Source organism: Exiguobacterium sp. s63 (assembly GCF_018617335.1).
Taxonomy (GTDB): domain Bacteria; phylum Bacillota; class Bacilli; order Exiguobacteriales; family Exiguobacteriaceae; genus Exiguobacterium.
The window spans coordinates 636,388-662,529 of the sequence record NZ_JACSKB010000002.1 but is presented as its reverse complement, the minus strand read 5'-3'; the positions used below and the strand labels follow the sequence as shown (position 1 = coordinate 662,529).

The following is a 26,142-nucleotide window of genomic DNA, read 5'->3' as shown; positions in this document are numbered from 1 at the left end:
AACTTGAAGAAATGAATCGGTTTTTGAGATTCCAACGATCTTTTGAAGGGAACTGATTCTCTTATGCAGAAATAGTTTATATCTGAAAAGGTAAGGTGATGAAAATGCGTAGTCGTGTCATGGTCTATTTATTGATTCCAATTCTCATCTTTATTGGTATACTGATTACCCCGCCTTCCGAGGAATCACTCAAGCTTGCGACGATGACCGTCGTCAGCATCCAAGAGATGATTCCTTACGAAAAAGAGTATACGGCACAAAAAGTGCTAGAAGAACGAACGATGGACGACAAATCAGCCATCATCGAAGAATGGCGTCTCGAACAGGGAGCGAGAACGTCTTATAGTTATGTGCTCAGACTGAGAGGATTTGACCATGTGACACAGATTGATGCAGGCGCAGCCAACACGAGATCGGACGGCTATTACGCGATGCAGGCGCATAGCCCAATCTTTGAGACGGACAAGCCGGTGTCCACGAACTATCCGATCGTCGTGTTCAGTTCGGAACAACGTCTCGTCATCGGACAGATGGATGTGCGGGTCATTTATGAAGAGGACGGTCAATTGAAGAAATGGATTGTATTGGAGGATGAATAAGTTGAAAAATTATATACATTCGATGCGAGAACTCATCGGTCACCGTCCTTTCATTATGATCGGCGCTGCAATAGCTGTACAAAATGATAATCAAGAATTTTTATTACAACTAAGGAAAGATACAAAGGAATGGGGACTTCCTGGCGGGGCGATGGAACCTGGAGAAACCATCGAACAAACCGCACAACGAGAATTGTATGAAGAAACGGGTCTCTCTTCCAACCACTTAACTCTAATCTCAGTTTTCTCTGGACCTGATTTTTTCTTTGAATATCCAAATGGCGATCAAGTGCATAATGTTACCCATTTATTCATCACTGACACAGTGACGGGCACGTTATGTTTAAACGATGATGAAGGGATAGATTTAAAATATTTTTCACTACAAAATCTACCAGAAAACATTGATGCACGGGCAAAGTTAATCTTATCGAGTCCATCTATGAAAGAAGTGACTGTATGAAACGAATCATAATCATCGGTTCTGGTGGTGCGGGGAAATCCACACTCGCCCGTCAACTCGGTGAACGATTACATCTCGATGTCTATCATTTGGACGCCCTCATGTGGCGACCGGGATGGGTGATGGCACCAAGTGAAGAACGAATTGACATCCAACAACAGCTTGTGAAGAAAGATCAATGGATCATCGATGGAAACTTCGGGAACACGCTTGATTTACGTTTACAGGCAGCAGATACCGTCATTTTGATCGACCTTCCACGCATCGTCTGTATATATCGTGTCCTCAAGCGAGTCGTCCGATATCGTGGTACGACACGACCGGATATGGGCGCATCCTGTGAGGAAAAACTCGATTTCGCATTCCTGAAATGGGTTTGGAATTTTCCTGACATTCAAAAGCCAGAGATGGTCAAACGAATCAAACAATATTCTCACGAGAAACAGATCATCGTCTTAAAATCTCGGAAAGATGTTGCAAACTTCATTAATCAAATGAAAAGGCAGGAATTCCTATGAACCCTATCCTTCACAAAATCGGCACCATCTTTATTCCGGTAAGTGATATTCAAAAAGCGCGTGACTGGTATTGTGATTTATTCGATCTTTCAACAAAAAGAGAGATCTTATTCGACCATTTATATGTCATTCCATTAGAGGGTACCAACCTCGTTTTAGATAGCAAAATCTACTCAAAAGATAACATCATCCAGACACCACTGTTTCACTTAAATACGCACGATATTCATCAAGCTTATTCTTATATGATTCAAAGCGATATTAATGTCATTACACCCATTGAGCACGAACATTGGCTCAATTTCAAAGATCTTGACGGGAACGTCATCATGGTATGCAAATGCTAACATCGGACCAAACCTTTAATCAGCGATATCAGGTTATTCAAGTCGATTGTATCGAAGACTATCTTGAGGAAATGAGCCATTTATTGATTCATGTCGTTGAAGGTGGAGCTTCAATAGGGTTTCTTCCAGATATGACGCTTGAAGATGCAATGACTTATTGGTCTAACGTCATTCAACCCGAGATTCAATTATTAATCGCTGTACAAGATGAAATGATCGTCGGCACTATCCAATTACATATGTGTATGAAACCGAACGGCGTTCATCGTGTTGAAATTGCAAAATTAATGGTACATCCAGATTTTCGACGATTAGGAATCGGACGAGCACTTATGCTCTCTGCCGAAAATGTCGTCAGAAACTTAGGAAAAGAAGTAATCATTCTCGATACAAGGAAAGGAGACTCTTCTAATCACCTGTACCTTTCACTCGAGTACATTTTAGCGGGATCAATACCGTACTATACAAAATCTAGTGAGGGATTTGAATCAACGAATATTTACTATAAAGCATTAACAAAGAACACCATGGAATATCAAGATTTAGATTGATTTCTATTTAGTTGGGAGGTGATCATCTGTTTTTTCTTCAAATGTCTGGAACACCTGGATCAGGAAAATCTACATTAGCTAAACGAATCATCCAACACGTACATGCGGTCGTCATCGATCATGATGTTTCAAAGACCGCCTTACTCCATACGCTTCCTATTGGCAACTTCTCAGATGGAGAAATCGGGAAGATGGCTTATGATGTCGATTGGTCCCTCGTCGAGTATCACCTATCACTTGGACAAAACGTCATTCTCGACAGTCCTTGTCTCTATGACGAAATGCTCGATAAAGGGATAGCGATTTCCACCAAGTACGGAGCGACTTATCGTTATATCGAGTGTCGTCATGAAGAATACGAAGAAATTAACGCACGACTTCGAAACCGTGTCAGACGACCGAGTCAAATTGATCAAGTTTCGTATGAGAATTGGTCTAAGATGAATGAACACTGCAAACGGCCTACTAACCATCCTTACTTACAAATTTATACGATGGACAATCGAGAAATTCCGATTGAGCGAATTATGTCGTATCTTTTGAAAAACTAAGAAGAGAACGCTTTCATCTTGAAAGTGTTTCTTTTTTTAATAATTTTGTATATTTATGCTTTACAATTAATAATCATACATTTACACTTAGTCTCATCTACAACAGGGAGGCATTATACACATATGAAAAAATGGTTATTAGCAGGTACACTTATGTTGAGCGCGGCTTTACTCGGTGCATGTAGTCAAGAAACAGAAGGTGAAGCGACAGAACAAAAAACGATCGTCATGGGGACGAGCGCCGATTACTTCCCATATGAATTTGTCGATACGGCAAACGGGGATGCGATTGTCGGATTTGATATTGAAATCGCGGAGACGATTACAGAACGTCTCGGTTACGAATTGAAGATTGAAGATATGGACTTCGGTAGCTTACTTGGGGCCTTGAATAGCGGGCGTGTCGACTTCGTCATGGCCGGGATGACGCCAACAGAAGAGCGTAAAGAGAATGCGGACTTCTCAGACATCTATCTTTCCGCGACAAACTTGATCATGACAAAAGACGAGTCACTTCAAGCGATCGAAGATTTGTCTGGTAAGAAAATCGGTGTCCAAACGGCTTCGATTCAAGAAAATATCGCTAAAGAACAAGCACCTGACGCTGAACTCGTATCGTTGAACAAAATCCCTGAAATCGTTCAAGAGTTGAACACAGGTCGAATCGATGCGATGGTCATCGAAGACACGGTCGCACAGAAATATTTAGACCAAGATGACAGCTTCTATACATTCGCTTTGAAAGAGGATGGCGAAAAAGGCTCAGCTGCTGCCTTCAAATTAGATGATGAGTTACGAGAGCAGTTCAACGAAGAGTTGAACAAGATGATGGAGTCAGGTGAAATCGATGAATTGGTGAAAAAATGGTTCTCGATGGAGCCAACTGAATGAGACAAATCGAGCTTCCGATCTATCCCGTCGTTTATCCGACGGGACATCGGTTAAACCAAAATGAAAGTCAGTTCCCATTACCTGACCGAATCAAGAGTCAGCTTGATTCGTTGACGTACCATGACTTACACGAATATCCCGTCGAACCAATCAATGAATTGTTCGAACGATACGCTACATACGCCGGCGTCACACCTGAGCAATTACTCGTCGGTTGTGGGAGTGATGAAATGATTCATGTTGTAACGCAAGCATTGCTCACACCACATGACATCGTCTTGTCCCCGGCACCTGACTTTTCGATGTATCCCATCTTCACGACCATTGCCCACGGGCAACATGTTCAAGCCAATGATTTATCATATGAGGGGATTTTAGAGGCAATCGAGACGCATCATCCGAAGCTTCTTCTCCTTTCGAATCCGAACAATCCAACTGGGAAGCTGTGGACCGTAGAAGAGTTGACGCATCTCGCCTCACTTGTGCCATATATCGTAGTAGATGAGGCGTATATGGACTTCACACCAGATGCAAGCACGATTCCGTTCATTGCCACCCTTCCGAATCTCATCGTGCTTCGCACGATGTCAAAAGCGTTTGGATTGGCAAACGTTCGAATCGGATTCATGGTGACAAACACAGAACTCGCACACTATTTCCGTCAATTCATCCCACCGTTTAACATTAGCGGGGTGAGTGCAAAAATTTGCAACATCTTCTTAAAAGATGCCACTTATCTTCAAGAAACAATTGAATGGCATGACGAGATGCGGCAAAAGTGGGCGCAAGCCTTCGAAACCATCGGTCATGTCATCCCTGCCACGACGAACTTCTTGTATGTCGAGTTAGAGCAACATGAAGAGTTGTGGTCGCACTTGACTGACTTCAACGTACACACGTCGAAACAACAGATGGGGATTCGGGTGACAATCGGGGACGAGATGGCGCTTCATCTTGCACATTCAGCTATTCAGCAATACATGGATACAAGTCACGTAAAAAACTCCTGAACCTCATGTTCAGGAGTTTTTGTCAGTCAATCGTCTTGATCACACGTGCCGGATTTCCTCCAACGACCGTCCGTGGTGGAACATCTTTTGTGACGACGGCACCAGATGCAATGACAGCCTCATCCCCAATCGTCACTCCCGGATTGATGATGGCCCCTCCACCGATCCATACTCGGTCCCCGATGGTCACGGGTTTCCCGAACTCATATCCTGAGATGCGCTCAGTTGGGTCAATCGGGTGTGTCGCCGTGTAAATATGTACGCCCGGTGCAAGCATGCAGTCATCCCCGAACGTGATAGGACAGATGTCTAAAAAGACACAATCAAAATTCGCATAGAATCGTTCTCCCAAGTGAATATTGTACCCGTAATCACATTTGAAGTTCGGTTCGATGTAATACGACTCTTTCGTCGAACCGAGTAACTCACTAAGAATCTCATTTCGTTCTTCCAACTCATCAATCCCAGATCGATTGAATCGTTCAGTCAATCGCCGGGCACGCTTACGGTCTGCGACGAGCGTGTCATCACCCGCTAAATAGAGTTCACCACGAATCATCTTCTCTTTTTCCGTCATTTTTATCCCTCCTTACTCGTTAGTATAGAGGATTTTTTGAAGGTTTAGGGAATAGAGACAAGGATGAGCAGAAGGAGGCAGATGTGATGAAACGGATTTTAGAATGTCGGGCAAGTGATTTTTTAACGTTTAACCGCCAAGATCTAGTCGAATCGATTCGAAAAGCGGAAGGACGAACGGTCATGGCCGAGGTCATCCCGACGGTTCAGCCACTTTACCCAGAAGTGACAAATGCGGAACTCGCGCGAGCATTCGGCGCCGACTTGATTTTATTGAACATGTTGGATGTGTTTCACCCTTACATTAAAGGACTTGAAAGTCATGCGTTGTTCGGCGAGATGCCAGGTGATGAGATGAGTGACCATCCGATTCTGGAACTAAAACGACTGATTGGATTGCCAATTGGAGTCAACTTGGAACCTGTCGATTTTTCAGAGAAGTCGTCTGAAATGAATGACGTGAAACGAGGTAGACTCGCTTCAATGGAAGCGTTCCAAAAAGCGTCTGAGCTCGGGATTGATTTCGTCTGTCTGACAGGCAATCCGAATACCGGAGTTACGAATGAAGCCATCGAACAAGCAATCATCCAAGCGCGTCGTGAATTCGCAGGGGTCATCATTGCTGGAAAGATGCACCAGGCCGGAGTCGGCAATGTGTTGGACCGTGACGCATATATCCGCTTCGTCGAAGCTGGTGCAGACATCATTCTCCTGCCGGCTCCAGGCACCGTACCTGGTGTCCGTGAAGAATCGTTCCACGAACTCGTGCAAGAACTGCAAGCGCTCGGCGCTCTCACATTAGCGGCGATTGGAACGTCACAAGAAGGCGCAGATGTCGCGACCGTTCGGGAGATTGCACTCTCTTCAAAACGAGGCGGCGCAGATATCGTCCATATCGGTGACGCCGGACTGTCCGGGATTGCCGTACCAGAGAACATCCAGGCACTTTCGATTGCCATTCGTGGACGACGCCATACATATATTCGCATGGCTGCTTCGGTGAATCGATAATATAAAAGAGGAAGGAGCGGTTCTCCTTCCTCTTTTCTTTACCATTCCGTTACGTCGCGACGAGGCTTCGCCGGCGTCGTCGTGCCGTGACGTTTGGCGAGTAACGCTTCCACATCCTCTAAGCGCACACCTTTAGCCGCCAATAAGACGAGTAGATGATACAGAAGATCAGCTGATTCTTCGACCAAGTCTTCATCCGTCATGGCAGCAATGACGACCTCGAACGATTCTTCACCGAACTTCTTCGCGATTTTTTCGACGCCTTGTTCAAACAAATACGTCGTATACGAACCTTCTTTTGGTTCATCTTTTCTGGATTGAATCAATTGCTCCAATTCATGAATCATACGTTCACCTCCGTAAAGAAACAACTTCGATTTCCGGTATGACAAGTCGGACCATTCGCATGGACACGAACGAGAAGCGCATCCTGATCACAGTCGACGTGGATACTGACGACGTCAAGTGTGTTGCCGCTCGTCTCCCCTTTCATCCATAGCCTACCTTTTGAACGAGACCAGAACGTCACGACCCGTTCACGTAGCGTTTGACGGATGGCCTCATCATTCATATATCCGAGCATGAGGACGGCCCCGTCTTCTTCTGAGACGATGATGGCGGGAATTAATCCATTTTCGTCGAAACGAACCGCATCGGCAAGTTGTGACTCGTGCATACGTGCTTCACCTCTTCTACTGTCGTTTTTCGGTCATGTAAGATGGAGGCAAGTAGCGCAGCGTCGACCTTTTCAAGCGCTTCGACCACGTGTTCGGCATTCCCTGCCCCACCTGATGCGATAATCGGAATGTCGACGACTTCGCGAAGTTGTTCTAAAATCGCAAGGTCATATCCGCTTTGCTTTCCGTCTTGGTTCATGGACGTCACAAGAAGTTCACCCGCCCCGAGCGCGGCCACTTGTTTCGCCCATTCGACCGCTAACAGGTCTGTCTTCTGTTTACCTCCATATGTGTAAACATAGTACTCCCCATCTTCAAACTTTACGTCGATTGCGACGACGATGCATTGAGAACCGAAACGATCGGCCGCTTCACGGATGAGACTTGGTGATTCGACAGCGAGCGTATTCAACGATACTTTGTCCGCTCCTGCTTTTAATAATGAGGAGATATCCTCGAGTGAACGAATCCCACCACCGACTGTCAGCGGGATGAATACTTTTCGTGCCACAGCGCTGACGACATCGAGCATCGTCTGGCGACGCTCTGTACTTGCCGTGATATCGAGAAAGACAAGTTCATCGGCTCCGGACTTGTCATAATATTTCGCGATTTCGACCGGGTCCCCGATGTCTCTCAATTGAACGAATTCAATCCCTTTGACGACACGGCCATCCTTCACATCGAGACATGGAATAATTCTGCGTTTAAGCATAACGCGCCTCCCACTCAATCAGTTCTTCGATACTCACTTTACCGGACAGAAGTGCTTTCCCGACGACGGCCTCATCAATCTTGGCCATCATTAGTTCCTTCACGTCCTCTTCGGTCGTCACACCGCCTGAGGCAATCAGTGTGACGTTGACGATTTGACGCAGCGCCTTCATGCGAGAAACATTCGGTCCGTTCAATTTCCCATCGGATCCGATATCGGTATACAGAATCGTCTCAATGCCTCGTTTGACGAGATCTTGGGCGACCGAGATGTCATCGAGCTTTGTCGCTTCCTGCCATCCATTGATGGCGACCTTTCCGTCATATGCATCGAGTGCCACAGCAACTCGCTTCCCGTACTTTTCAATCGCCTTGTCCAAAAAGTCAGGATCCGTAAACGCCTTCGTCCCTAAAAGGACGCGGTCCGCACCCGTTTCCATGACCGCATCAAGTGAGGCTTTAGAACGAATCCCACCTCCTGTTTGAACAAGAAATCCAAGAGACTTCGCATAGCGGACAACGTCTAAGTGACGCGGCTCACCTGCCTTGGCCCCTTCTAAATCAATTAAGTGAATCATCGGAACTTTTCCTTGCCACGCTTTTAATAATTCATACGGATCCCCGTATTGTTCTTCCGTGGAAAAATCACCTTCCGTCAAACGGACAATCTTGCCTCCAATCAAATCAATGGCGGGTAGTAATCTCACGTTCGACCGCCTCCTTCCATTCTTGAAGTAAACTGAGACCGAACGTCCCGCTCTTTTCCGGGTGGAACTGCATGCCCGTCACGAGCCCTTTTTGAACGATTGCCGGAACTTTCTCACCCATATAATCAGCTGCCGCCACGATGTAATCGTCGGCCGTCACAGCGTGGTATGAGTGTACAAAATAGACATCCTCATCACGGAGGATCGAGTTCCATCCCACGTGTGGAAGACGCTTCGCTCGCATCCGCTCGACCGTTCCCGGAATCAACCCGAGACCTTTTGTCGGCATACCTTCCGTGCTCGAATCAAACAAGAGCTGCATCCCAAGACAGATTCCTAAAAAAGGTTTCTCCGTCGCCATCTTTTGCAATAAGGGGATGAGCCCCGTCTGTTCGAGTGATTGCATCGCTTGCGGGAAGGCACCGACCCCAGGAAGTAAAATGGCATCCGCCTCTTCAATTTTGCTAGCATCATTCGTGATCACGACGTAGCAACCGATTGCTTGTAACGCACGCTCGACGTTAAATACGTTTCCCATTCCATAATCGATGACGGCTACTTTCATCCTTCGATCCATCCTTTCGTAGAAGGGAGGCGATTCGTCCCATCACTCGAGATCGCCTCAGCAAGTGCTCGTCCGAACGCTTTGAACAACCCTTCAATCATGTGGTGTGAGTTCGACCCATACAGGACAGCTAAGTGCAGTGTGAGTCGACCATTCATGGCAACGGCCCGGAAGAATTCCTCAGCGAGCTCGGTATCAAAATCGCCAAGCTTCGGATTGCGAATATCCGCTTGATAGACGAGGAAGGGACGCCCTGACACATCAATGACCGCTCGTGCTAGCGTTTCATCCATCGGCATGTAACTCGACCCATAGCGGCGAATCCCGACTTTGTCCCCGAGTGACTTGGCGATGAGTTGACCGAGCGCAATCCCCACGTCTTCGACTGTGTGATGAGCATCGACCCACGTATCTCCTTCGACTTTCACCTCTAAGTCCATCTGACTGTGAAAGGCAAGTAACGTCAACATGTGGTCAAAAAAACCGACTCCTGTTTGGATGGTGCTTTCTCCTGTTCCATCTAGATTGACTCGAATCTCAATTTTTGTCTCTTTCGTCTCACGCTTTAGTTCAGCTGTTCTCAACAGAATTCACCTCTTCAATCGTTTGTCGGATATAGGCATACGCCTCATCTGTCCCTGCACTGACACGTAATCCATCCGGAAACGCACGTACATGGACGCCTTTTTCTAGGAAGCGGGATGCCCACCCTTCACTGTCATCGGTTTTGACATAGATAAAGTTGGCACGACTCGGTAAAATCTCACCGATCGGTCGTAACAACTCGGTTAATTTCTCACGTTGCGCCGTGTGGAACTGAATCGACTCTTGGATATATGTCTCATCACGCAATACAACGTTGGCGACTGCGGCACTGAGTCCACTCACATTGAACGGTGAACGGAATCGGTCGATTTGTTCGATGATCTCTTCTGACGCAATCATGAATCCAATTCGAAGGTTCGCAAGACCAAACGCTTTTGATAATGTTCGTAAGATGATGACGTTCGGATGTTCGTTCAAGCGAGATACAAACGAGTCCTCCATCGTGAAATCGATATACGCCTCATCTACGACGAGATAAGGGACGCGTGTCGCAATGTCCGACAATTCTTCAAGTGTCCACATCTTACCGGTCGGGTTATTCGGATTCGAAATCAGAACGAGCTTCGGCTCATTCGTTTGAATGAGTTCGGTTAGGGCATCGTAACTCAATCCAAGCTTATCTGGTTGCATGAAGTGCCCTCTCGCAATCTGTGTGTATATGCCATACATCGAAAAGTCTGGAGCCGGTGCGACCACACGGTCTTCCGTATCTAAAATGGCCTGACTTAAGATGGCTAACAGCTCGTCGCTTCCACTCCCGACCATCAGTTGCGTCGTCTCGACTCCCGCATAATTCGCATAACTCGCTTTTAAGGCAAGCAATTCTTCGACCGGATAACGGCTGAGCGCCTCGAGTGAAACGTCTCGAATAGCTCGTTCAAGCCGCTCTGGTAACGGATATTGACTTTCATTTTGATTCAGCGCGTACCCTGATACGGCGTGAGGCACATAACGCGGGATGTTCTGATAATTTCGTCTCATATGTCCTCCATCCGAACAGCCATCGCACGGGCATGTCCTTCTAATTGTTCTTGTTTGGCGATTCGAATCGCAGCCTTTGTGATCGCCTCATCAAGCTCTGTCATCTCAAGGAATGTCTGACGACGATAAAAGTCGTCGACCGACAGTCCACTAGAGAATCGTGCCGTTCCGCTCGTCGGTAAGACGTGGTTCGGTCCAGCGATATAATCCCCGAACGCTTCCGCCGCCTCGTGACCGAGGAAGAACGACCCGCCGTGACGTATCGCACGCATCAACGTTTCAGGATCTTTGACGGCCAACTGGACGTGCTCCGCAGCCATCGTGTTCGCATAATCGATGGCATCTTCTAGTGATCGAACGATTACTCCGCCACGTTTCAATGATTCCCTGGCGATCTCTTGTCGTGGTAAGAGCGAAAGTTGACGCTCAAGTTCTTGGTCGACTTCATCACGAAGCGTTTCTGTCGTGACGAGTGCGATTGCCGTCGCTTCCACATCATGTTCTGCTTGTGCGAGTAGATCGGCGGCAACCCACTTCGGATTTGCCGTGTCATCGGCAATAATTAATACTTCGGACGGTCCCGCGACGGAGTCGATCCCAACGATATGTGAGACGAGCGCCTTCGCCGTCGCGACATACGCATTTCCGGGTCCGACAATCTTATCGACCGGACGAATTGTTTCTGTCCCATATGCGAGTGCGGCAACGGCTTGGGCACCTCCGATTAGAAAACATTCATCGGCACCTGCGATTTTTGCTGCGATCAAGAGGGAAATGTCAATCCCATCTACTTTTGGTGGGGTGACCATGACGACTCGTTTGACACCGGCCACTTTCGCCGGAATGATATTCATCAGGACGCTCGACGGATAGACGGCTGTCCCACCAGGTACGTAGACACCGACCGAATCGAGCGGCATATAACGTCTTCCGAGTCGGAACATCGTATCTTCGAACACATCATCTTGACGTACTTGATGCGCGTGGAAGGCGCGAATCCGTTCTGCCGCTAAGGTCAACGCTTCCGTCAGTTCAGTATACGCTGCCGGCGGGGTAAAGCGAGACAAATCGATGGATTCGATTTGGTCGACCCCATCGAATTGACGCGTCCATTCAAGGAGTGCTTCATCTCCGCGTGCCTCAACCGCTTCTACGATTGGTTTGACCGCTTCCGCCCAAGCTTCTCGCCGTGATCGATTCGTTTCTGTACTCATGCATTCTCCTCCTGACTCAGCTTTCGAATCCATGCCTTTAATTCGTCAGGCTGCTCTGCCAAAGCTGTTTCGCTCGTGATGAATTTTGCATTGATTGAAAAAATCGTCTCGTATTCTTCCAAGTCGTTTGCAGCCAACGTCGCGCCTGTCTCGACGATATCGACGATGCAATCTGCGAGTCCCGTTAACGGAGCAAGTTCGACCGATCCGTTCAATGCGATGACTTCTACGTTTTGTCGCTTTGACGCAAAGTGTGAGATGGCGATGTTCGGATATTTACTCGCCACTTTTAATTTTTTCGTTCCGTTTCGTCGAACTTTTGGACCACATACGGCCATTCGACAGCGCCCAAACGGCAAGTCGACGACTTCGAGCACACCGGGTGTTTTCTCTCGTAAAATATCTCCACCGACAATGCCGACATCTGCTGCTCCATGCATCACATATTTATAGACGTCGTCCCCTTTGACGAAAATAAATTCATGATCTCCTGCTTGTACCGTCAGCTCACGACCCCGTTTCTCCGGCCATACGGGTAAGTCACGTTCAACAAAAAATTGACGGGCTGCTTTTTCAATTCGACCTTTCGCGACCGCTACTTTCATTTGATCACCTCATCTAACTGTTCTAAATCGAGTGACATCCCGAATGCTCGTCTCGAGTGTCCGAAATGTCCATAGAGTGAATCATATCGTCCTCCTGAAAGGACACGCTTCCCTTCGACACTCCCAGTCACGGTCAAACCTGAATAGTAATCAAAGTCCCCCGTTTGACCGAAATCGTATGATACCTCTAAACCGATGGTACGTAAGTGTTGCACTGCATCGTCCACTTCATCGATGGCATCTTTTAGAGAATCCGGTGCCCCAGCCCGTAATTCTTCGAGTGCAGAATTCCCAATTAGAAACGGTAGCTTCGCAATCAATGGATAGCGATACGTCTCTGCTAATTCACGCAATGACTCTAAGTTTCGAAGTGCTAGGATTTTACGGAATGTCCGTTCCTGAATACCTGTCTCTTTCGCGATGAGCGAGATGACGGCCGCTGACCCAATTTTGATCGTCAAACGTTCAGTAGGCAGGACTCCTTCTGTCATATCGAGAAAGGATTCAATCAGATGACTGTCCTTCTCTTCGCCATCGACCCACTCGAGTCCGAGCTGTTGCCGTTCATGCGGTTGCCCTGAATGTTTGACAGTCCGACGATAGACGGCCCCCGCGTAAGCGACACGCATCGGTTCATGACCGTCTGCTAACTTTCTTGCGATTTGCAGTGTATAGTCAGGGCGCATGACGAGGAGTTCCCCATCATTCCCGAATAAACGATAATAGGCCGACTCGTCAAAGAGTGCCAAGTTTTGATAGTGGGAATAGTATTCAAGTAACGGCGGGTCGATGACGGCATAACCGCTCGACTCTGCCTTCTCTAAAAATGACAACATCCAGCGCTTCGGTCGAATGACATCACCTGACTGTAGTTCATACCATCCTTCTGGAATTGAACCTTTTGAATTTGACCAAATCATGATAATCACCCTTTATCTTATTATCACTTTACCAAACTAAAGTATTGTGTTAAATTTATCAAACAGAGGAACAGCTGTCAACCAATTGAACTAAAAAGGAAGTGTAACGGATGTTTAACTTTACCCATGATGGCCATGTGCATACCCCATTTTGTCCACACGGTACAAAAGACCCGATTGAACATTATATTCAAGTCGGAATCGAAAAAGACCTGCAAACGATGACGTTCACGGAGCACGCACCGTTCCCACAATCGTTTATTGATCCGGTGCCGAATCAAGACTCGGCGATGTCGATCGACTTACTCCCTGATTATCTCGATACGTTACGTCAGATGAAAAGGCAGTATGAAGAGGTGATCGATATTAAAATCGGATTAGAAGTCGACTTGTTGCCGCATCTTGAAGAAGAGACGATTGCTCTGTTGAAACCGTATGCCCCATTACTCGATGAGGTCATCTTGTCACAACACTTCTTATTAATAGATGGTGTATATATGCCGGTCGATTATTCTGCTGAGACGTTTGATGAACTGGTTCGAGCGCTCGGTTCATTCGAGAACGTGATGAGAGCATATTATGAGTCGATTGAACATAGCCTCAAATTTCCATGGGAAACGATTAAAGTCGCTCGGATTGGACACGTCGACTTACCGATCAAGTATCAAAAAAACTATGAGTGGAGTCGTTCAGAAGTAAAAGAGGAAGAAAGACGTTTACTACAGATGATTGCTGACCGGGGGTTCGGACTTGATTTCAATACCGCCGGACTTAGAAAACCAGATTGTGGTGAACCATACGTAGCAGGACTTGCAAAAGTTGCAAACGACTTACACATTCCTTTCACGTTAGGTTCGGATGCCCATCTCGCTCAAGACGTGGCGGCAGGATTCGATATGATTGCACAAAAAAAAGCCACGTTCCTATGAACGTGGCTTTTTGACAGCGATCTAGCTATCTAGATCCCCATGCTTATGGTTGACAACGATATGGCGTTCCATTTCTTCATCTGTAAATATCATACCATACTAAATAATAGATGCAACAAAAAATTGGGTGAATTGATTCACCCAATTGAAATCACATCGCTGCGTATAACGTTTTCAAGTCGTTTGTTGCTGCCTCGTCCATTTGAATAGCCACGAGCTCAACGTATTGGAGCGCTGGATCTTGATCTTTTGACAACGCGACAATTTCAGCGGCTGCTTTGTCTAATGCCAATAAGATTCCGGATACTCCGAGTGTCGGATAATAACGAAGGAGCGCACGGACATGTTTAATCTCTGACACTTCATTTCCGTTTATCGTCAACGATTTGACTGCCAGCTCCTGATGCATGCCAATCGCAAATTTATCTTCCCACACTTCTTCGAGTGTGATTAACGCCTCTACATCATATGCACCATCTGTAAAGCGAACGAGTTTTTCCATGAGTAAATTCCCCTCTCTTGAATCTACTTTTATTATATAAAAGATTTTAAAGAGTATATTGTGAAATATTGAACATTATGTGTAAAGTTTGTCTCACTTCATTTTGAACAAAAAAAAAAAAGGCCCCTCCGAGGAGGGGCAAATAATGGAAGAGTAAAACACCATTGGCAGTACATTAATAATATATCATCTAATGAAAACGTTTACAATGAATTTTTGTACATTTTCTCAAGTGGCATATGTAACACTTCAATCCCGCTCTCGCGCATCAATTCCAACCCATCCCCATGTTCATAACCGACGGCATAAACGACTCGTGCGACACGTGCCGCAATCAAGGCAAGCGAACAGGCATGACATGGTGAATGCGTCACATACGCTGTCGCACCAAATGCATTCGTCGAATCGGCAGCTAACTTTCCGATCGCATTGATTTCAGCATGAATTTCATGTTGTTTCGACCAGTGATGATGATCATAAGGGTCCGTACATTTGATATATGTCACACCATTCCGGATGAGTCGTGCCGGTTCATTGACCATATCGAGGTCCGTCGATGCAACATAGTCGGCATGCTTATAAAACCCATCTTCCTGCTTGATATAGATTTCATTACAATTCGTATGACCCGATGGGGTACCATTCAAGCCGATTGAAATCGGTTTTTCATCTTTTACAATGACACAGGCCACGCTCTTCGAGGCACACTTCGAGTGCCGCTCGGCCATCATATCAGCGAATAGTAACCACGTCTCATCCCATTGTCGTTGTTTCTCCACGCAAGTCCCTCCTCGTAGAAAAGGAAAGTCTGATTGCTCAGACTTCCCCCTTTAATATCCAGTGTTCTTTGGTAGCTCTTTATTTTTCGAGGCAATCTCGATGACTTTCTCTTTCAACTCGTGCTCCATGCGATCGAGTTCACGTTCAGCGTCACGACGCTTTTGCTTTCCTTCTTGTTGGATTCGTAATGTCTCATCTAATGTAGAAAGTAAATTCTCGTGAGCGACTTTCAGTGACTCAACAGAGACAATCCCTTTTTCATTTTCTTGTGCGATTTCAATCGATGAGTCTTTAAGCATTTTCGAGTTCTGCTCAAGCAGCTGGTTTGTCGTCTTCGTCACATCCTGTTGCATACGAAGTGCCGTTTTCTGACGCGTCAAACTGAGCGCGAGAACGACTTGGTTCTTCCATAGCGGAATCGTGTTGACGACCGCCGACTCGATCTTTTCAGCAAGAATTTGGTTATTCTGTTGGATGACCCGAATTTGCGGTGCCATTTGGAGGCTGATTGTACGACTCAATTTTAAATCGTGCAACTTCTTCTCAAAACGATCTGCCAGTTGAATCATATCGTTCAATTGTTGAAGCTTTGTTTGATCTTTAGAAATTTCCACTTCTTGACGTAACGGGGCAATCTCATGCTCCCGTACGTGGTCAAGCTTTGTCTCACCCGCAGCGATATAAACGTTCAACTCTTCGAAATACCGCTTGTTCTTGTCATACATTTGATCGAGCATCGTGATGTCTTTCATGAGACCGAACTTCGCACGGTCGAGATTATGAATGACTTCTTCCAAATAGACGTTCATTTTTTCGAATTGAAGTTTATAGTTTTCTGCTTTCTTCTTCGCGCGACCGATCAGTGGGATGTTATCCATGAAACTTTTCTTCTCCGGTTGAAGCATATCTGGATCCATCTTGCGGACGTTTTGCATCAAGTCAGACAACAGTTTCCCAGCTTCTCCTCCATCTTTCATCCGCACTTCTGTCAAAATTTGATCAGAGAATTGTGAAAGTTCACGTTGGACATTCGAACCGAATAACATAACAGAATCTGTCTTCTTAATGTCAATGGATTCAGCCAATCGTGTGATACGCTCACGATGTTCTTGAGGCACGTCCGGTTTCGCTTGGATGGCTGGTACTTCATGTGTCTGGGAAACGGATGACCATTCAACAGATGGATCGCTGAACCCCTCCGTCTCAGTTTTTGTTTTCGTATCAGAAGTTAGTTCTTCTTCCGGCCATGACTGCCAGTTCGTTTCATTCGATGAAGTCATGTTTCTTTCTCCCTTCCGGCTGATCAGACAAGACGCGCTCCATCATGATCAGTTCACGTTCAAAGTCTACGGCATCATCTTCGAGAAGACGTCCGCGTTGCTCTTTAAATTTATCGACAATTAGTCGCATATTTGTGATTAATTGTTCTCGAGTCTCTTCTTGAATGACGACTCGTTTTCCTTCAAGTTCTTTAAATTTCAAGACGACCGAGACGAGGGAATCTAAATAGAATGTGAACAGGTCTCGAACATGTTTTGCATCTTGCGGATTTTCAAAAAGCTCTTCGAATAATTCGTGCGCTTCTTTTGAGACAGCCTTCATTTCACGTCTTACTTCTACATCCTTAATTTCAGGAAGCACGCGGTCGATTTGTTGCAATTTCTCATATCCTTGTTCGATTGTCCGTTGCAAGAATTGAAGTTCCAAATCATCTGTTGCCTCAAATTGACGTGTCGGCATCGGTTCTTCAATCGGTTTCAAAATTCTAGAACCGGTAAAGGATTCTTCCTCATCCAGCAATAGTTTCTTTTTGGCACGTTTCGCTACGGGAGTCGGTGTTCGTTGTCGATTTCTGCGTTTGTTCGTTGACCAAACTTCGTTCAAAACGAGCGCCCCTACTATAATGAATAACCAGGAGAAATCGAATACGTTAATGGCAAAGTATATGACTGCCCCAGTCAGGGCCCATTTCATCCATGTTTTCATTCTTTTCACCTCATCTCATGTTACTTCTATTGTACATTACGAAACCTGTCAAAAAAAGTTTCGTCATCCCTATCATTCTACCATAATAAAATTTGTTTTATCTCCGTCGCTAGGCGTAGAAACACCGCCTATATCGACTTCATTCCCGTTGCGCTATGAAAAAAACCGTAGACCTTTAAGCGTCTACGGTTTGTCGATTAAGTTGTCATCCACGTTGATACCATGACAATTGCGACTGTCACCGGAATCACGTAACGAATGAGCGCATGCCAGATCGGATAAAGTTTCTTACCTGGTTCTGAGGTTTGAATCTCATCCTTTAAAATACGTTGATCGACGACGTAACCTACAAAGATCGATGTCAAAAGCGCACCTGTTGGCATCAAAATATAGCTAACAAGGTAATCCATCGTATCGAAGAACGTCCGACCATTCCAGATATGCAAATCACTTAATAATCCGAACGACAATGCAGATGGAACGCCTACCACAAATACAAGGATGGCAGCCGATACCGTAACTTGCTTTTTCGTCCAAGTCGATTTCTTTTCGTTCAGACGGTCCGTTACACCAGCGACGACTACCTCTAACATGGCAATCGATGATGTGATGGATGCGAAAGCGAACAATAAGAAGAATAAGACCATGAAGAACCCACCGAGTGGTACTTGGTTGAAAACTGCCGGTAATACGACGAAGAGTAACGCCGGTCCCTCGGCCGGATCAAGTCCCGATGCAAATACTGCTGGGAAGATGGCTAGTCCAGCTAATAGCGAAACCGCAATGTTCAACAAGACAATCATGTTGGCTGAACGATTCAACGTTCCTTTCGTTTTAATATAGGACGCATACGTCAGCATGGCCGCTACCCCTAACGATAAGGAGAAGAATGCCTGCCCAAGGGCGAACAGCACGGATTCTCCAGTCAAGGCAGAGAAGTCAGGTTGTAAGAAGAAGCGAACACCTTCCATCGCACCGTCAAGAGTCAACGAACGAACGACGAGAACGATGAAACTGATGAATAAGAGCGGCATCAAGATTTTGCTCATACGCTCAATTCCCGCTTCAACGCCACGTAAGACAATCAAAAGTGTAATCAAAAGGAATAAAAATTGTCCGAGTACAGCAATTCCAGGTGTAGAGACAACGTTCCCGAATACGTCTCCAAATTCGTCAGCGGTACGTCCGCTTAAAGTTCCACTTAAACCGAGACCGATATAAATGAGGACCCATCCTCCAATGACACTATAGAAGGAAAGTAACAAGAAACATGCGATGACGCCTAAGTAACCAATAATGGTCCAACGACCGTGCCCCAATTTTTTGAAGGCAAGAAGTGCCGTCTTTTGAGTTGAACGTCCAACGATGAATTCACCAATCAATAATGGCAGACCGAGTAATAAGGTGAACGCCAAAAACATGAGTAAAAAGGCACCGCCTCCGCTAGTTCCGGTTACATATGGAAACTTCCATATCGCACCTAAACCGATTGCCGACCCTGCGGCAGCTAGAATGAATCCAATTTTTGAGGCGAATGAATTTTGCGCCATGATTACCCCTACTTCCTGTTTTTCATTTCATTTTCATAATAATAGTGAAATACTAACATGGTTCTAGAGTGAGAACAACAAAAAAACAGAGAAAAGTCTGAATACTTTTCTCTGTTGATGCTTTATGGTGTTAAAAATGTTAGGGCTCTCTCTAGAATCCGAATTGCCAACCGATCGGTTTCAAAGTGTTCACCATCGACATCGATGATTTGAGACGTACTCAATTCTACTTCGAGATGTGTTGCCTGAAAGTGATTCCATTCCGTCGATTTTTGATCGAGACCAAATTGTTGGGCTAATAATTGTCGAATCATCGGAAACCCGATTGCAGAACTATGAACGACTTCTAACAGTCCGTCTGAAAAAGATTGCGTCTCGAGTTTAGTTGGAACCGTACCGAGATAACTTCCGTTTCCTACATATAGAAAACTTACATCTCCTTCATACAGAATTTTCTCACCTTGACATAATCGAATCGCAAACGGGTCTGCTTCACGGAATTGGCGGATGGTCGCTAAAAAATATCCGATGGAGCCTAGTGATTCTTTTTCATCCGGATCGATTTGTCGTGATGTATCGGCAATCAAGCCGACGCCGACAAAGTTAAGTGCGTACATCTCATCGACTTGAATGACATCCACATGCTGCTCGTGATTTGATTTGATGATGCTCGCGGCTTGCGTCGGTTGTATAGGAAGCTCAAGAGCCCGAGCGAAATCATTGCACGTCCCTGCAGGAATGATTCCTACGGTCGGACGTTTTTCCCGCTCTAAAGTCATCAATCCATTCACGACTTCATTTAACGTCCCGTCTCCCCCAATGACAATCAGGTGGTCGAACGATTCGCTTACTTCCGCAAATCGGAGGGCGTCCCCAATCTCTTGTGTTTTCTTAATGATGATTTCTTCATAGAGCGATTCAATCGTTCCGATGACCTCGCCGAGCATCGTCTCACTCGTTCCAGACTTCGGATTCGAAATAATCAAAGCTCTCATAGTAACCCTTCCTGTTCTAAGAAGTCTTTTGCTACATCGTAAGCACGTTCATTGCCGTACGCGACACGTCGGTTTAATTCAGACATCTGTTCATCTGTAATCTTACCAGCGAGTTGATTGAGCGCATCCTCAATTTCTGGATATTCTTCGAGCGTTTCTTCTTTCAAGAGTGGGGCTCCTTGATATGGCGGGAAGAATTGGCGATCGTCTTCTAAAACGACAAGGTCGTTCTCAGCAATATCAGGGTCTGTCGCGTAAGCGTCCACTAAATTCACATCGCCTCGTGAGATGGCACGATAACGTAATTTTTGCTCCATCGAGACAACAGATGGGAAGTCAAACCCATACTCATTTTGGAGTCCCGGATATCCATCTTCACGGTCCGTAAATTCAAGTGTAAAGCCGGCTTTTATATCGGATTCGACATTTCGTAAATCTGAAATGGCTGTGACATCTTCCGCCTCCGCATACTCACGAGGAATGGCGAGTGCGTACGTATTGTTAAATTGCATCGGTTCGAGCATCACGTATCCGTCTTCCGCAAGGGCGTCCCTTGCTTGTTCATATACTTCACGGGCATCGTTAGAATTCGGTGTCTCTTTGACGAGACTCGCAAGGGCCGTTCCCGTAAACTCAGGGTAAATATCGACGTCACCCGATTGAAGGGCTCCCCATACAAATGTCGTCTCCCCAAAGTTCGGTTTGACGGATACTGTCAAATCAGTCTGATCCTCAATTAATAATTTATACATATTCATCAGAATTTCTGGTTCTGGACCGAGTTTACCGGCCACGACTAAATCGGTCTCTTGTGAGCGTCCGAACGCGAGGGGTGTCACAATAATGAGAGCGAGAACGGTAGACACGGCAATCAACTTCGTCTTGTTGCGCGTGGCAGTCGCACCTTCCATCTGACGTAACAAGAAATCAAATAGTAGTGCTAAAATGGCAGCCGGGATGGCGCCAAGTAAAATTAAGTAATTATCGTTACGGTTGATCCCAAGTAAGATTAACGTACCAAGCCCACCTGCTCCGACGAGAGCTGCGAGCGTTGCCGTACCGACAATCAGGACCATCGCCGTACGGATACCGGCCATGATGACCGGGAGCGCGAGAGGGAGTTCAACTTTCATCAAACTTTGATTCGGTTTCATCCCACAAGCTCGAGCAGCTTCTAGTAACGATTTATCTACTTCGTTCAACCCGGTGAACGTGTTTCGTAAAATAGGGAGGAGCGCATATAAGACGAGCGCAATGATAGCAGGTAATGCCCCGATTCCAACGAGTGGAATCATTAATCCGAGTAAGGCAAGAGACGGAATCGTTTGAATAATCGCAGTGACGCCAATGGCGGTTTCGGCGATTTTCTTACGGCGCGTCAACCAGATTCCCAATGGCACGGCAATTAAGACGGCAATCAAAAGCGATACGACAGAGAGCTGTAAGTGCTCAATCAGTGCCTCGACAAGCTGTCCTTGTCTATTTTGGAACGTCTCAAGCATCCAGCTCACCTCTTCCACGTTGTGTAAATTCTAAGACGAATGGATCTTCACTCGCTAATATTTCCTCTGGTGTACCGACCAACATGAGTTCGCCGTCACGCATCAATGCGATACGATCTCCAAGCTTCATTGCTTCTTGCATATCATGTGTGACAAACAAAATCGTTTTTCCGAGTTCGTCATTTAGTCGTTTAATGTCATCTTGTAATTGACCACGACTGATTGGGTCAAGTGCAGAGAACGGTTCATCCATAAGAATGACGTCGGGGTCTGCGGCCAAGGCGCGCAATACACCCACACGTTGCTGTTGACCTCCAGAAAGTTCCGAAGGTTTCTTTGAGCGCAATTTCGGATCAAGACCAGCAATTTTCATCAATTCCGTCACTCGGTCTTTTGTTCGTTCTTTTTTCCATTTCAGTAGCTCGGGTACGACAGAAATGTTTTCTTCCACCGTCAAATGCGGGAATAATGCAATCTGTTGTAAGACGTATCCGATGTTACGACGTAATTCAAAAATATTGAACTGGTAGATTTCTTTGCCATCGATTAGAATCTTGCCATCCGTATGATCGATTAAACGATTCACCATTTTCATAGTTGTGGTCTTCCCGCAACCAGATGGCCCGATTAATACAAAGATTTCTCCCTTTTCTACTGTTAAGCTTAATTCTTTAACGGCTAACGTTCCGTCCTCGTAACGTTTTGATACATCCCGAAACTCAATCAACTTAATCCCTCCTCGACTATTTCCAAAATGGAAATTCAAATAATAATTTGCCCTTTTCTCTGCTTTGTTAAACAAAAAAAGGTTCCCCATTCGGAGAACCTCATCATTAATACAACGTCACTTGAATATGTCGACGCCCCCATTGGATGGCATCTTCTTTTGAATCGACGAGTAAATCAACGATATGACCTTTGATTCGGCCACCTGTATCAAGGGCGATCGCATCGCCAAGTCCTTCGATATGGACTTTCGACCCTAATGGAATGACAGAAGGGTCAACCGCAATGATTCGCATCCCATTGTAGTAAATGGAATCAGTCACATCATGACCAGTCGCTGTCAAGACACGCCCACCATACGCCTTATTGTCAGCTATATCATTTGAATATGCTGTCGATTCGACCGTAATGACTTTCCTGTTTGTTGAGGTAGACACCGGTGTTGTCTCGACCATATTACTCGAAGAAGCTGTTGCTTGTTCTGCCGCTGCTCGTTTTGCTTCCTGACGCTCTTCTTCCGCCTTACGCTCTGCTTCAAGTTTAGCAAGTCTTGCCTGTTCGGCAGCTTCTTTCGCCTTTTCTTCCGCAAGACGTTCCGCTTCTAAGCGTTTTTCTTCAGCTAGACGTTTCTCTTCGGCAATTTTCTTTTGACGAGCGACTTCTTTCTTTCGTTCAACTTCCATCGCTTGGCGTTCCAACTCAAGTGGATTTTGTACGATTTTTTGTTCTGTCCCAATTCCGATCTGAGCAGCATCTGCCCGATCCATGAATACGAACATACCTGTCATCGCAACCACGGATAATACCATATATTTAATCAATTTCATCGTAGTAAGGTCATCACCTTTCTCGTTATGTAACGAACAGATGTTAATTTACCACGATGCAACATATTGGAGTAGCCATTTTATCGAAGTGAAACATTCCTGACATATGACGAAAAAAGTGGTTACAGATTGTAACAATTAAAAGAAACGTTGCTACACCTAGTGTTCATAAAAAAATTACAGATTCGTTACAATAAGTTGTGTAACAAACCTGTAATCTTCCTGTCATGATGATTTCTTATTTATTTGGCACCAAATCATGCATTCGAAGCATTCCCCAAGGGGCGACATCGACTTGAACGATGAACGATTTCTCCCCTTTCACCTGATCGACCTCCTCTTCAGAGACACGATAGGACCCCATTTCTTCTATATAAAGAAGTCGATCATAATAGTTTGCCCGAACCCCTCCAAAGAATGGTTTAGATTCAATCCGATCGATTTCGGCAAAACCATCTTCACCTTCTTTAAAGGTAACGTATACGGTTCCTGTATCGACCTCTCGCCGTCCATCAAACGCATCATATTCGAGATAGATGGAATCACCGAAATACGGGTCATAAGGCTCGTATGAGGTCCCTTTAAACGTATATGTCTCACCTGCCCATGAGATGGCATATACGAGGAAAACGAATAGTAAAGCAATGATCACTTGAACAGCAGGAATGATCCATTTTGAAACGTGGTTCATGTCGTCACATCCCCTCTTGTGCGATTACGCCACCATAGACCGAGTGATAACGCAAAGACAATCAATGCACCAATCAGGAAGAAGAGTGAAATATCAAGACGATCCCAAACGTAAATAAAATAGATGGTCATTTGCACGATTAGGAAATAAATAAATGCATAGATGGTTCGTTGTCTCGTCACGTCTTGACGAACAAGGTATGCGAGTGACACGACTTCAATCAGCACTGCCAGCAATACCCCTGTGTCCTCAAATAATGCGAACGGTATGACGGCGAGAAGACTCACCCAGAGAAGGTCGCTTCTGCGGTGAATCAAATATACGGCCACGAGTGCAATAGATAGAACGGTAGCCTCTACAATCGATGGTGGTCTTTGTGATAGCCATCGTTCAGTGACATTTACTAAATAACCGATTGAAAGGACGGCGGCTACAAAGAGATATGTCGCCTGCCATGTATCCCGCTTCCGGTAAAAGAGTAATAAGGCATGTAGGATTACTAGTGACCAAAGTGGCCATAGTCTTCCTTCATAGTCGACATACTGCCCAATGATATTGAGTAACCCATAAAATGTGAACCAAGCGAATATTCGATCTAGCGATTCATCGACAAAATGGAACCACACCCACGTTACGGCGAGACCAAGAATAATCAACGTCAGTCCGATTCCTTCAAAACTATTTGTGATCGCCATAAACGCCGTGATGGCAGAGATAATCGAAAAGATCATATGCTCATATATTATTCGGTGTAGTACTGCCATCGTGAAGAAAATCCAAAAGAGGATCGTCAACTGTCCTGACAGATTATACGTCGTAAAGATGACGGCCATAGTCGCAATAAAGAAGACGAACCCTAATACGCGTAACAACGTCACATAGCGAGGCGTTTTTAGTCGGACTCGTTCGGCAAAGACATAAAATCCAATCATACACGCTAAAAAAAGTCCGATTTTTAATAGATCAGGTATCACTTGCCAATTGGCTGCGACGAAACTAAACAGGCTAAGTGCCAATAAAATCGATCCCACAATAACTAAAACGGGCGGCTTGTGGTCTTGTCGATCACTAGTCGCCCGTTTTTTATGTTCGTAGTCGACTAGTTTCATCCCCGTCGCTTCGTCTAACAAACCCGCCTCTTGCCATTCACGTACTTTTTTGTCAATGGACACCTCAATCATCCCTTTCAGAAAAAGGTTAGCTGGCGCGTTCAATCAACTCTAATTCTGATTTCAGTAGAACTTGTTTTTCAAACTCGAGACCGAGTTCTTGGAATTCTTCCATGATGGATACGTCTCCAATCACAGTATTGGTCAGTACGGCGGTCACTTCTGCGACCCATCCTTCACGAGTCGACTTCACGATATCACCTACGAGGAATTCTTCAGACACACCCATTCACTTCCAATCTAAATTTGTTTCTATCATTATAACGAAATTATATCCGTTTGAATACGTTTTCTTTTACCCGTTGAATAAATTGCGTTAAAAATTTTCCAGTTAACCCCCAAATGATGTAGTCTTCATGTTCATAAAAAGGCTCTTTCATTTTAATTACCCGTTTTTTATATGCTTTAGCATTCGCTAATCGATCGAGCGGAATATTTTGATCTGGATTCATCGTCCACTCCATCTCTCCGTGAAATGGATCAATCATGAGTAGTGTAGATAGAGGCACTTTAAATATATGATCGACTTCATCCGTCTTTTGTACATTCGGGTATTCCGACAGCATTCCGACAAACGGATAAATCAATTGACGATGGGGTGTGGCTAGTGGTCGCAATTTTCCGATGACTTCAATCTGTTCTGAAGTGATTTCTAGTTCCTCGCACGTTTCTCGGACAGCGGCTTCAATCGGTGTCTCCCCTTTTTCAAGTCTTCCCCCCGGAAATGAAATCTCTCCTGGTTGCTGTCGCATCGTATGGGCACGCACTTCAAAGATGACATGCCATTCACCGTCTATTTCAATGAGCGGAATGAGCACCGCTGCCGTTTGTTCATAATCTTCCTCCATTGAAAAACTGTTTCGGATTTGATCTTCTGTAATCCATGGCTCCAAAACCTTCACTCACCTTCCATCATCGAATATCTTATAAGGTTCTATACCCTACTTTTCGTTTAAGCGGTGCCAATGTCGGAAATATC

The 26,142-nt window shown here is 45.5% G+C and carries 31 protein-coding genes and 2 pseudogenes; 10 read left to right on the top strand and 23 right to left on the bottom strand.

Annotated elements, in window-relative coordinates:
- Positions 1–98 precede the first annotated feature (98 nt).
- The 8 genes from KNO90_RS10235 to KNO90_RS10200 all read left to right on the top strand — a co-directional run bounded on the left by KNO90_RS10235 (position 99) and on the right by KNO90_RS10200 (position 4,930).
- On the top strand, positions 99–599 hold the full coding sequence (locus KNO90_RS10235; RefSeq protein WP_214740391.1) for a hypothetical protein: 501 nt from the start codon (positions 99–101) through the stop codon (positions 597–599).
- On the top strand, positions 592–1,062 hold the full coding sequence (locus tag KNO90_RS10230; RefSeq protein WP_214740389.1) for an NUDIX hydrolase: 471 nt from the start codon (positions 592–594) through the stop codon (positions 1,060–1,062). The genes KNO90_RS10235 and KNO90_RS10230 overlap by 8 nt, the downstream gene beginning before the upstream one ends.
- Positions 1,059–1,580 (top strand): DNA topology modulation protein, encoded by a 522-nt coding sequence (locus KNO90_RS10225; RefSeq protein ID WP_214740387.1) that lies wholly within the window; start codon positions 1,059–1,061, stop codon positions 1,578–1,580. The genes KNO90_RS10230 and KNO90_RS10225 overlap by 4 nt, the downstream gene beginning before the upstream one ends.
- The gene (locus tag KNO90_RS10220; RefSeq protein WP_214740385.1) at positions 1,577–1,927 is read left to right on the top strand and encodes a VOC family protein; all 351 of its coding nucleotides are present in this window, start codon (positions 1,577–1,579) and stop codon (positions 1,925–1,927) included. Before KNO90_RS10225 ends, KNO90_RS10220 begins: the two co-directional genes overlap by 4 nt.
- Positions 1,915–2,478, top strand: coding sequence for a GNAT family N-acetyltransferase (locus KNO90_RS10215; protein WP_214740383.1), 564 nt, complete (start codon positions 1,915–1,917; stop codon positions 2,476–2,478). Before KNO90_RS10220 ends, KNO90_RS10215 begins: the two co-directional genes overlap by 13 nt.
- A 41-nt stretch (positions 2,479–2,519) precedes the next feature.
- Complete coding sequence (locus KNO90_RS10210) at positions 2,520–3,029, top strand: P-loop nucleotide/nucleoside kinase family protein (protein ID WP_214740381.1); 510 nt, start codon at positions 2,520–2,522, stop codon at positions 3,027–3,029.
- A 123-nt stretch (positions 3,030–3,152) separates the two neighbouring features.
- Positions 3,153–3,920 (top strand): transporter substrate-binding domain-containing protein, encoded by a 768-nt coding sequence (locus tag KNO90_RS10205; RefSeq protein ID WP_215113512.1) that lies wholly within the window; start codon positions 3,153–3,155, stop codon positions 3,918–3,920.
- Positions 3,917–4,930, top strand: a complete 1,014-nt coding sequence (locus KNO90_RS10200) for a pyridoxal phosphate-dependent aminotransferase (protein ID WP_214740377.1) — start codon at positions 3,917–3,919, stop codon at positions 4,928–4,930. The genes KNO90_RS10205 and KNO90_RS10200 overlap by 4 nt, the downstream gene beginning before the upstream one ends.
- 22 nt (positions 4,931–4,952) lie before the next feature.
- Here KNO90_RS10200 and KNO90_RS10195 read toward each other — a convergent pair whose 3' ends face one another.
- The gene (locus KNO90_RS10195; protein WP_214740375.1) at positions 4,953–5,507 is read right to left on the bottom strand and encodes a maltose acetyltransferase domain-containing protein; all 555 of its coding nucleotides are present in this window, start codon (positions 5,505–5,507) and stop codon (positions 4,953–4,955) included.
- An 86-nt stretch (positions 5,508–5,593) separates the two neighbouring features.
- Here KNO90_RS10195 and KNO90_RS10190 point away from each other — a divergent pair, with 86 nt between their 5' ends.
- Positions 5,594–6,517 carry a DUF7916 family protein gene (locus KNO90_RS10190; protein WP_214740373.1) on the top strand — a complete coding sequence of 308 codons (924 nt, stop codon included), beginning with the start codon at positions 5,594–5,596 and terminating at the stop codon, positions 6,515–6,517.
- A 38-nt stretch (positions 6,518–6,555) separates the two neighbouring features.
- Here the strand turns inward: KNO90_RS10190 and hisIE are convergent.
- The 9 genes and pseudogenes from hisIE to KNO90_RS10140 form a co-directional block, all read right to left on the bottom strand.
- Positions 6,556–7,193 (bottom strand): annotated as a pseudogene (gene hisIE / locus KNO90_RS14725) (bifunctional phosphoribosyl-AMP cyclohydrolase/phosphoribosyl-ATP diphosphatase HisIE).
- On the bottom strand, positions 7,142–7,909 hold the full coding sequence (gene hisF, locus KNO90_RS10175) for an imidazole glycerol phosphate synthase subunit HisF (RefSeq protein ID WP_215113511.1): 768 nt from the start codon (positions 7,907–7,909) through the stop codon (positions 7,142–7,144). The pseudogene hisIE and the gene hisF overlap by 52 nt, the downstream one beginning before the upstream one ends.
- Entirely contained in the window at positions 7,902–8,615 is a 714-nt protein-coding gene (hisA, locus tag KNO90_RS10170) for a 1-(5-phosphoribosyl)-5-[(5-phosphoribosylamino)methylideneamino]imidazole-4-carboxamide isomerase (RefSeq protein WP_214740367.1), read from the bottom strand. The genes hisF and hisA overlap by 8 nt, the downstream gene beginning before the upstream one ends.
- Positions 8,593–9,180 (bottom strand): imidazole glycerol phosphate synthase subunit HisH, encoded by a 588-nt coding sequence (gene hisH / locus KNO90_RS10165; RefSeq protein ID WP_214742365.1) that lies wholly within the window; start codon positions 9,178–9,180, stop codon positions 8,593–8,595. Before hisH ends, hisA begins: the two co-directional genes overlap by 23 nt.
- Entirely contained in the window at positions 9,177–9,764 is a 588-nt protein-coding gene (gene hisB, locus KNO90_RS10160; protein WP_214740365.1) for an imidazoleglycerol-phosphate dehydratase HisB, read from the bottom strand. The genes hisH and hisB overlap by 4 nt, the downstream gene beginning before the upstream one ends.
- A complete protein-coding gene (locus KNO90_RS10155; RefSeq protein ID WP_214740363.1) occupies positions 9,751–10,767 on the bottom strand; it encodes a pyridoxal phosphate-dependent aminotransferase in 1,017 nt (338 codons plus the stop codon). Before KNO90_RS10155 ends, hisB begins: the two co-directional genes overlap by 14 nt.
- Positions 10,764–11,981 carry a histidinol dehydrogenase gene (gene hisD, locus KNO90_RS10150; RefSeq protein ID WP_215113510.1) on the bottom strand — a complete coding sequence of 406 codons (1,218 nt, stop codon included), beginning with the start codon at positions 11,979–11,981 and terminating at the stop codon, positions 10,764–10,766. The genes KNO90_RS10155 and hisD overlap by 4 nt, the downstream gene beginning before the upstream one ends.
- On the bottom strand, positions 11,978–12,586 hold the full coding sequence (hisG, locus tag KNO90_RS10145) for an ATP phosphoribosyltransferase (protein ID WP_214734168.1): 609 nt from the start codon (positions 12,584–12,586) through the stop codon (positions 11,978–11,980). The genes hisD and hisG overlap by 4 nt, the downstream gene beginning before the upstream one ends.
- Positions 12,583–13,506 (bottom strand): ATP phosphoribosyltransferase regulatory subunit, encoded by a 924-nt coding sequence (locus KNO90_RS10140; RefSeq protein ID WP_214740358.1) that lies wholly within the window; start codon positions 13,504–13,506, stop codon positions 12,583–12,585. Before KNO90_RS10140 ends, hisG begins: the two co-directional genes overlap by 4 nt.
- A 110-nt stretch (positions 13,507–13,616) precedes the next feature.
- Between KNO90_RS10140 and hisJ the strand changes: the two genes are divergently transcribed.
- A complete protein-coding gene (hisJ, locus tag KNO90_RS10135; protein ID WP_215113509.1) occupies positions 13,617–14,435 on the top strand; it encodes a histidinol-phosphatase HisJ in 819 nt (272 codons plus the stop codon).
- 151 nt (positions 14,436–14,586) lie between these two features.
- On the opposite strand, the gene KNO90_RS10130 is transcribed toward hisJ, so the two are convergent.
- The 13 genes and pseudogenes from KNO90_RS10130 to KNO90_RS10070 all read right to left on the bottom strand — a co-directional run bounded on the left by KNO90_RS10130 (position 14,587) and on the right by KNO90_RS10070 (position 26,056).
- Entirely contained in the window at positions 14,587–14,937 is a 351-nt protein-coding gene (locus tag KNO90_RS10130) for a hypothetical protein (protein WP_214740354.1), read from the bottom strand.
- A gap of 203 nt (positions 14,938–15,140) precedes the next feature.
- Positions 15,141–15,716, bottom strand: coding sequence for a deoxycytidylate deaminase (locus KNO90_RS10125; RefSeq protein WP_215113508.1), 576 nt, complete (start codon positions 15,714–15,716; stop codon positions 15,141–15,143).
- Positions 15,717–15,767: 51 nt separating this feature from the next.
- A complete protein-coding gene (locus KNO90_RS10120; RefSeq protein WP_214740350.1) occupies positions 15,768–16,997 on the bottom strand; it encodes a toxic anion resistance protein in 1,230 nt (409 codons plus the stop codon).
- Positions 16,981–17,703, bottom strand: a complete 723-nt coding sequence (locus KNO90_RS10115) for a 5-bromo-4-chloroindolyl phosphate hydrolysis family protein (protein ID WP_214740348.1) — start codon at positions 17,701–17,703, stop codon at positions 16,981–16,983. Before KNO90_RS10115 ends, KNO90_RS10120 begins: the two co-directional genes overlap by 17 nt.
- 197 nt (positions 17,704–17,900) lie before the next feature.
- The gene (locus KNO90_RS10110) at positions 17,901–19,253 is read right to left on the bottom strand and encodes a sodium-dependent transporter (protein ID WP_214740346.1); all 1,353 of its coding nucleotides are present in this window, start codon (positions 19,251–19,253) and stop codon (positions 17,901–17,903) included.
- 122 nt (positions 19,254–19,375) lie between these two features.
- Entirely contained in the window at positions 19,376–20,248 is an 873-nt protein-coding gene (locus KNO90_RS10105) for a diacylglycerol/lipid kinase family protein (protein ID WP_215113507.1), read from the bottom strand.
- Complete coding sequence (locus KNO90_RS10100) at positions 20,245–21,750, bottom strand: ABC transporter permease/substrate-binding protein (RefSeq protein WP_214740342.1); 1,506 nt, start codon at positions 21,748–21,750, stop codon at positions 20,245–20,247. Before KNO90_RS10100 ends, KNO90_RS10105 begins: the two co-directional genes overlap by 4 nt.
- A gap of 10 nt (positions 21,751–21,760) precedes the next feature.
- Positions 21,761–22,477, bottom strand: a pseudogene (locus KNO90_RS10095) (ABC transporter ATP-binding protein); the annotation flags it as partial.
- A 106-nt stretch (positions 22,478–22,583) separates the two neighbouring features.
- Positions 22,584–23,303: a 3D domain-containing protein gene (locus KNO90_RS10090; RefSeq protein WP_251127417.1), complete on the bottom strand. Its 720-nt coding sequence runs from the start codon at positions 23,301–23,303 to the stop codon at positions 22,584–22,586.
- A gap of 238 nt (positions 23,304–23,541) precedes the next feature.
- Positions 23,542–23,994, bottom strand: a complete 453-nt coding sequence (locus KNO90_RS10085; protein WP_214740340.1) for a GDYXXLXY domain-containing protein — start codon at positions 23,992–23,994, stop codon at positions 23,542–23,544.
- Positions 23,991–25,175: a DUF2157 domain-containing protein gene (locus KNO90_RS10080; RefSeq protein WP_214740338.1), complete on the bottom strand. Its 1,185-nt coding sequence runs from the start codon at positions 25,173–25,175 to the stop codon at positions 23,991–23,993. The genes KNO90_RS10085 and KNO90_RS10080 overlap by 4 nt, the downstream gene beginning before the upstream one ends.
- Before the next feature lie 16 nt (positions 25,176–25,191).
- Positions 25,192–25,392: a DUF2187 family protein gene (locus KNO90_RS10075; protein WP_214740336.1), complete on the bottom strand. Its 201-nt coding sequence runs from the start codon at positions 25,390–25,392 to the stop codon at positions 25,192–25,194.
- A 40-nt stretch (positions 25,393–25,432) separates the two neighbouring features.
- Complete coding sequence (locus KNO90_RS10070; RefSeq protein ID WP_251127416.1) at positions 25,433–26,056, bottom strand: NUDIX hydrolase; 624 nt, start codon at positions 26,054–26,056, stop codon at positions 25,433–25,435.
- Positions 26,057–26,142: the final 86 nt, after the last annotated feature.

Coding starts and splice junctions, on each gene's coding strand:
- KNO90_RS10085 (WP_214740340.1), bottom strand. CDS start 23,994: ATGAACCACGTTTCAAAATGGATCATTCCTGCTGTTCAAGTGATCATT.
- KNO90_RS10235 (WP_214740391.1), top strand. CDS start 99: ATGAAAATGCGTAGTCGTGTCATGGTCTATTTATTGATTCCAATTCTC.
- KNO90_RS10090 (WP_251127417.1), bottom strand. CDS start 23,303: ATGAAATTGATTAAATATATGGTATTATCCGTGGTTGCGATGACAGGT.
- KNO90_RS10100 (WP_214740342.1), bottom strand. CDS start 21,750: ATGCTTGAGACGTTCCAAAATAGACAAGGACAGCTTGTCGAGGCACTG.
- KNO90_RS10140 (WP_214740358.1), bottom strand. CDS start 13,506: ATGATTTGGTCAAATTCAAAAGGTTCAATTCCAGAAGGATGGTATGAA.
- KNO90_RS10155 (WP_214740363.1), bottom strand. CDS start 10,767: ATGAGACGAAATTATCAGAACATCCCGCGTTATGTGCCTCACGCCGTA.
- KNO90_RS10115 (WP_214740348.1), bottom strand. CDS start 17,703: ATGAAAACATGGATGAAATGGGCCCTGACTGGGGCAGTCATATACTTT.
- KNO90_RS10210 (WP_214740381.1), top strand. CDS start 2,520: ATGTCTGGAACACCTGGATCAGGAAAATCTACATTAGCTAAACGAATC.
- KNO90_RS10220 (WP_214740385.1), top strand. CDS start 1,577: ATGAACCCTATCCTTCACAAAATCGGCACCATCTTTATTCCGGTAAGT.
- KNO90_RS10110 (WP_214740346.1), bottom strand. CDS start 19,253: ATGGCGCAAAATTCATTCGCCTCAAAAATTGGATTCATTCTAGCTGCC.
- hisG (WP_214734168.1), bottom strand. CDS start 12,586: ATGAAAGTAGCGGTCGCGAAAGGTCGAATTGAAAAAGCAGCCCGTCAA.
- KNO90_RS10225 (WP_214740387.1), top strand. CDS start 1,059: ATGAAACGAATCATAATCATCGGTTCTGGTGGTGCGGGGAAATCCACA.
- KNO90_RS10200 (WP_214740377.1), top strand. CDS start 3,917: ATGAGACAAATCGAGCTTCCGATCTATCCCGTCGTTTATCCGACGGGA.
- KNO90_RS10230 (WP_214740389.1), top strand. CDS start 592: ATGAATAAGTTGAAAAATTATATACATTCGATGCGAGAACTCATCGGT.
- KNO90_RS10105 (WP_215113507.1), bottom strand. CDS start 20,248: ATGAGAGCTTTGATTATTTCGAATCCGAAGTCTGGAACGAGTGAGACG.
- KNO90_RS10075 (WP_214740336.1), bottom strand. CDS start 25,392: ATGGGTGTGTCTGAAGAATTCCTCGTAGGTGATATCGTGAAGTCGACT.
- hisH (WP_214742365.1), bottom strand. CDS start 9,180: ATGAAAGTAGCCGTCATCGATTATGGAATGGGAAACGTATTTAACGTC.
- KNO90_RS10205 (WP_215113512.1), top strand. CDS start 3,153: ATGAAAAAATGGTTATTAGCAGGTACACTTATGTTGAGCGCGGCTTTA.
- KNO90_RS10190 (WP_214740373.1), top strand. CDS start 5,594: ATGAAACGGATTTTAGAATGTCGGGCAAGTGATTTTTTAACGTTTAAC.
- hisD (WP_215113510.1), bottom strand. CDS start 11,981: ATGAGTACAGAAACGAATCGATCACGGCGAGAAGCTTGGGCGGAAGCG.
- KNO90_RS10130 (WP_214740354.1), bottom strand. CDS start 14,937: ATGGAAAAACTCGTTCGCTTTACAGATGGTGCATATGATGTAGAGGCG.
- KNO90_RS10195 (WP_214740375.1), bottom strand. CDS start 5,507: ATGACGGAAAAAGAGAAGATGATTCGTGGTGAACTCTATTTAGCGGGT.
- hisF (WP_215113511.1), bottom strand. CDS start 7,909: ATGCTTAAACGCAGAATTATTCCATGTCTCGATGTGAAGGATGGCCGT.
- KNO90_RS10215 (WP_214740383.1), top strand. CDS start 1,915: ATGCAAATGCTAACATCGGACCAAACCTTTAATCAGCGATATCAGGTT.
- KNO90_RS10080 (WP_214740338.1), bottom strand. CDS start 25,175: ATGATTGAGGTGTCCATTGACAAAAAAGTACGTGAATGGCAAGAGGCG.
- hisJ (WP_215113509.1), top strand. CDS start 13,617: ATGTTTAACTTTACCCATGATGGCCATGTGCATACCCCATTTTGTCCA.
- KNO90_RS10120 (WP_214740350.1), bottom strand. CDS start 16,997: ATGACTTCATCGAATGAAACGAACTGGCAGTCATGGCCGGAAGAAGAA.